Raw genomic sequence first — 4,275 nt, forward strand, 5'->3', positions numbered from 1 at the left:
GGCGGTGAGCGCGAGCGCCCCCGCCGACCCGACCGCACTCACGGTCTGCCCGGCCGGTTCCGGCCGGGCGACCACCCAGACCACGGCGGCCGCCACGATCAGCAGTGTCCCCACCGCCAGGATCGTGGCGGCCTGGCGGCGGGAACCTGCCGTCGGCGACCGACGGGGGCTGCGCGGGACGCCCCCGTCGATCGCGTCCCGCCGGTCGACCCGGCCGCCGGTCATGGTCGGCTCTTTCAGCCGGCCCGGCCGGCCAGGAGCCGGCGTCCGCCGAACGCGACCAGACCCAGACCCGCCACCGCGAGCACGGTGATGACCACGGCCAGGGCCGGGTCATCGGCCGGGCCGGTGCCCGCCGGAACCCCGCCGGGGGCCGAATGCAGGCCCGGGATGACGAACGAGACCAGGGTCAGGGTGCCCTCGTCCGCGCTGCCGACCGCGTGCACGAACGTCGCGGTCCCTTCCTCCAGCGTCACGTCGGCCGGGCCGATGGCGACGGTCGACGTGCCGGCGAGCACCACATCCGCGCTGACGGTCCCCGCGGGCACGGTCAGGCTGCCCTCCTGCGGGTTGGTCACCCCGGCCAGCACGACGGTGCCGCCGGCCCGCACGTCCACCGCGGGAGCGGCGGCGTCGTGCCGGACGACCAGCCGGGCCTGGCCGGCCGGCACGGTCGAGATGTCGTTGGAATACGGTGTGATGGTGGGGGTTCCGTCCGCCTTCAGGTGCGCGACCAGCGAATAGCTGTTGCCCGCAGCGAGATCCGCGGTGGCGGTGAGCACCGGGTTCGACGCGTCCGTGGCGTCGGCCGCGGTGATCGCGACGTCGTGGCTGCCGGCCGGGAGATCCAGCGGGCCGGCCACGGTTTCGGGCTTGAAGTCGTCCAGGGCGCGCTGACCGTCGACGTAGACGTCCACGGTCAAACCCGGAATACCGTGCACCACATACACTTCCGCCGTGTCCGCGGCGGAGGCCGGTGAAGCGCCCAGCAGGGCAACGGCTGCGGCCATCGTCCCTACTGTGGCAGCGGCGAGAGTGCGGCGCAGACTCGTGGTGCGAGTCCTCGTCATGAGATCCTCCTCGATCCGGTGGGGCGGCTGACGTGGGGGTTACCGCGGCCCACCGGCGATCGGATGCATCGACGGAAAAAGAACGGCGGAACCTCCTGTCCCTGCCGCCCGCCCCGGCACCGCGTGACCGTCGGGCCGGTCGCGAGAGAAGGTGGCCGCCGGCCGCGCCGAACCCGAGCCCGAAACCGGCCCGGCGCAGGCGATGTCACACCCCACGGGATGAGCGTTCGCTGCGGCCTGCCCCGTGGCACCGGGCTCCGGTCGGCCCCCAGCGCGGCACCCGGACCCCGACCCGCCCGGGGCCGGTGGCGCCTGGACCACCCGATCCCGCCCGATCCCGCCCGATCCCACCCGATCCCGCCGATCCCGCCCGATCCCGCCCGATCCCGCGCCGCCCGCCGCCGAACGAAGACCCGAGCCCGCTGCGCGAGCGCGGCCCCTCACTCGACCGACGCGCCGCGCCCGGACCGCCGGGGACGACGTCAGTCGTCGACGCCGCGCGCGGTCAGCGCGTCGCCGATCGCGTCGGCCCGGCGCAGGGCCCGGACCACCGACGGGACGACCAGGGCCCGCAACGAGAAACTCGCGCCCCGGGCCTTGCGGGCCTGCGAGACGGCGCCGACGATCTCCACCATCAAGGGGATGCACCGGATGGTCAGGGCGAGGACCAGGCCGGCGCGGTCCGGGTCGACGCCGAACCGGCGCCACGGTCCGAGCAGCCGCTGGCAGACGTCCAGCATCTCGGTGACCCTGGTCGTGAGCGTGATCAGGGCGGCGATCGCCACCGTCAACAGCAACGTGCCGCACGTCATCAGGGCGCGTTCCCAGCCGGTGAAGATCACCTGGAAGATCGCGATGAACAGCAGGAACCACCGCATCGGCCAGAGCTGCGACCAGGCCACCCGGAGCGGGATCCGGGCCAGCACGAAGCCGCCGGCGACCACCACGGCCGCCACCCCGAGCTGCCAGGGGGCGCCGAGCAGGACGATCCCGACGATGGCCAGCAGCATCACCAGCAGCTTCCAGCCGGCCGGCAGCCGGTGCAGCAGCGAGTCGCCCGGCTGGTAGAGGCCGATCACCGGGGGCCACCCGGACCGCGTCGCGGCCCCGGCCCGGACGGCCGTGGGACGCCGGCCGGCGCCCGGCCGGCCGGAGACGGCGGACGGCGCGTCATGCGAGCAGCCCGGTGTAGGTCGGCAGCGCCTGCGCCGGTGGACCGTCGGCGACGACCCGGCCGGCGTCGATCACCACGATCCGGTCGAAGCCGTCGAGCAGGTGCAGGTGGTGGGTGACCAGGATCAGCTGCTCCGGGAGCCCGTAGAGCAGGTCGCTGACCATGCGGGCGTTGCGCAGGTCCAGCAACGTGGTGGGCTCGTCGGCGACGATCACCCTCGGCTCGGTGACCAGGACGGCGGCCAGGGCCAGCAGTTGCTTCTGCCCGCCGGAGAGCAGGTGCGTGGGGTGGTCGGCGTGCCCGGACAGCCCGAACCGGGCCAGCGTCCGGTCCACCCGCTCGGCCGCCTCGGCCTTGTCCAGCCCGGACCGGCGCAGGGAGAACGCGACGTCCTCGGCGACGGTCGGCATCACGATCTGGTTGTCCGGGTCGGTGAACACGAAGCCGACCCGGCGGCGCACCTCACGACCCTTGCTCGAGCTGTCCAGCCCGTCGACGGTCACCGACCCGCTCGTCGGCGCGACCAGGCCGTTGATCATCCGCGCCATCGTCGACTTGCCCGACCCGTTGGCGCCGACGATGCCGATCCGGTGCTCCCGCAGGGTCAGGTCGATGCCGGCCAGCACGGTGCGCTCGCCGTACCGGTGTCGGACGTCGTCGAAGCGGATCTCGGCCATGCGGTCAGGCCTCCGGGTGGGCCAGCAGCATGGCCAGGCCCTGGCCGCCGCCGATCGCGCAGGCCGCCAGGCCCAGACCCGACCCGGCCCCGGCGGCCGGGTCGCCCGGGGTGAGCAGCCGGGAGAGCAGCCGCAGCAGCAGGATCGTGCCGGACGCCCCCCACGGGTGGCCCAGGCCGATCGCGCCACCCTCGGTGCACACCCGGTCCTCGTCCAGGCCCAGGTCGTCGACGACCGCCAGGACGACCGAGGCGAACGCCTCGGTGATCTCCACCGCGCCGACGTCGGCGATCGCCACCCCGGTGCGGTCGAGGACCCGGCGCACCGCCGGTGCGGGGGCCAGGCCCGGCAGGTCGGGCCGGCCGGCGGCGACCGCCGATCCGAGGACGCGCAGGTACGGCAGGCCGGCCGCGCGCGCGGCGCCCGCCGTCGTGACGGCCAGGGCCGCGGCGCCGTCGGACACCCCGCACGAGTTCCCGGCGGTGACCGTGCCCCCGGTCCCGAAGGCCGGCCGCAGCCGGGCCAACCGGCGCTCGTCCAGGCCCGGCCGGGGTCGCTGGTCGGCGGTCAGTTCGGGCCGGGCGACGATCTCCGCGGCGTACCGCCCGGCCGTCGCGGCGGCGTGGGTCAACCGGTGCGAGCGCGCCGCGTAGCGGTCCTGCTCGGCCCGGGAGATGCCCAGCTTGCCGGCCAGCAGATCGGCGGCCTCGCCCATGTCCGGGTCGGGGTCGCCGGCCGGCGCGAAGGGCGCGCGGGTGTACCGCACCGGTTCCGCGCCGCCGGCGGCGGGCGGCCAGAACCGCCACGGCGCCGTGCTGGCCGATTCGGCGCCCCCGGCGAGCACCAGCTCCGCGTCGCCGGCCCGGACCCGGGCGGCGGCCTGCAGCACGGCGTCCAGGCCGGAGCCGCACTGGCGGTCGACGGTCACCCCGGGCACGTCGTCGCCGAGGCCGGCGGCCAGCGCGGCGACCCGGGCGATGTCACCGCCGGGGCCCAGGCAGTTGCCCAGCACCACGTCGTCGATCGGCCGGTCCAGGGCGGCCGCCGCGTCGGCGACCGCGGCCAGCACCGGCGCGGCCAGCCCGACGACGTCGACGCCGGCGAAGGCGAGTCCGCTGGTGCCGATCGCGGTGCGGCGGCCGGCGCACAGCACCGGCGCGGCCGGGTCGAAGCGGGTCACGGCGTCGACGGTAGTGGGCGCAGGGCGAGCGGTCCGGCCGGCGGGGCCGCCGGCCGTTGCGGATCCCGGTCGTGCGGGGCGGGGCCGCCCGCGTCCAGGGCGGCCACGGCGGCGGCCACCCGGTGCCGGGCCACCTTGCCGCCGGGCGTGCGCGGCAGGGCGTCGGCCACCAGC

Annotated in this window: 4 protein-coding genes; all 4 read right to left on the reverse strand. The window is 76.3% G+C overall.

The window, feature by feature from the left end:
• Positions 1 to 236: 236 nt before the first annotated feature.
• The 4 genes from ACOJUF_RS19775 to ACOJUF_RS19790 all read right to left on the reverse strand — a co-directional run bounded on the left by ACOJUF_RS19775 (position 237) and on the right by ACOJUF_RS19790 (position 4,101).
• The gene (locus ACOJUF_RS19775) at positions 237 to 1,010 is read right to left on the reverse strand and encodes a DUF4397 domain-containing protein (protein ID WP_420123532.1); all 774 of its coding nucleotides are present in this window, start codon (positions 1,008 to 1,010) and stop codon (positions 237 to 239) included.
• A 542-nt stretch (positions 1,011 to 1,552) separates the two neighbouring features.
• Positions 1,553 to 2,149 carry an energy-coupling factor transporter transmembrane component T family protein gene (locus tag ACOJUF_RS19780; protein WP_420123533.1) on the reverse strand — a complete coding sequence of 199 codons (597 nt, stop codon included), beginning with the start codon at positions 2,147 to 2,149 and terminating at the stop codon, positions 1,553 to 1,555.
• A gap of 91 nt (positions 2,150 to 2,240) precedes the next feature.
• Positions 2,241 to 2,921 carry an energy-coupling factor ABC transporter ATP-binding protein gene (locus ACOJUF_RS19785; RefSeq protein WP_420123534.1) on the reverse strand — a complete coding sequence of 227 codons (681 nt, stop codon included), beginning with the start codon at positions 2,919 to 2,921 and terminating at the stop codon, positions 2,241 to 2,243.
• A 4-nt stretch (positions 2,922 to 2,925) separates the two neighbouring features.
• The gene (locus ACOJUF_RS19790) at positions 2,926 to 4,101 is read right to left on the reverse strand and encodes a thiolase family protein (RefSeq protein ID WP_420123535.1); all 1,176 of its coding nucleotides are present in this window, start codon (positions 4,099 to 4,101) and stop codon (positions 2,926 to 2,928) included.
• Positions 4,102 to 4,275 lie beyond the last annotated feature (174 nt).

The sequence above is a fragment of the Nakamurella sp. genome (assembly GCF_048594475.1).
GTDB lineage: Bacteria > Actinomycetota > Actinomycetes > Mycobacteriales > Nakamurellaceae > Nakamurella.

Coding starts and splice junctions, on each gene's coding strand:
- ACOJUF_RS19775 (WP_420123532.1), bottom strand. CDS start 1,010: ATGGCCGCAGCCGTTGCCCTGCTGGGCGCTTCACCGGCCTCCGCCGCG.
- ACOJUF_RS19785 (WP_420123534.1), bottom strand. CDS start 2,921: ATGGCCGAGATCCGCTTCGACGACGTCCGACACCGGTACGGCGAGCGC.